Source organism: Erwinia sp. ErVv1 (genome assembly GCF_900068895.1).
Classification (GTDB): Bacteria; Pseudomonadota; Gammaproteobacteria; order Enterobacterales; family Enterobacteriaceae; genus Erwinia.
In genome coordinates this window covers 930-1,286 of record NZ_CDPK01000013.1, presented here as the reverse complement: position 1 = coordinate 1,286, position 357 = coordinate 930, and the positions used below count along the sequence as shown (strand labels likewise).

At 52.1% G+C, this 357-nt stretch carries 2 tRNA genes and 1 rRNA gene; all 3 read right to left on the bottom strand.

What is annotated here, in order from left to right:
- Nucleotides 1–76: transfer RNA gene (locus A1830_RS16375), tRNA-Thr, on the bottom strand.
- 47 nt (nt 77–123) lie between these two features.
- A 5S ribosomal RNA gene (gene rrf, locus A1830_RS16370) occupies nt 124–239 on the bottom strand.
- Between the two features lie 29 nt (nt 240–268).
- Nucleotides 269–344: transfer RNA gene (locus A1830_RS16365), tRNA-Thr, on the bottom strand.
- Between the last annotated feature and the right edge of the window lie 13 nt (nt 345–357).

Here is a 357-nt window from a genome sequence, read left to right as displayed (position 1 = left end):
TGGTGCTGATACCCAGAGTCGAACTGGGGACCTCACCCTTACCAAGGGTGCGCTCTACCAACTGAGCCATATCAGCACGCTTATTACTTAATAAAGAACCTTGTTCTTTATATCTAAATTGATGCCTGGCAGTTCCCTACTCTCGCATGGGGAGACCCCACACTACCATCGGCGCTACGGCGTTTCACTTCTGAGTTCGGCATGGGGTCAGGTGGGACCACCGCGCTAAAGCCGCCAGGCAAATTCTTTTACCGCACTTGCGTATAACTGGTGCTGATACCCAGAGTCGAACTGGGGACCTCACCCTTACCAAGGGTGCGCTCTACCAACTGAGCCATATCAGCACGCTTATTACTT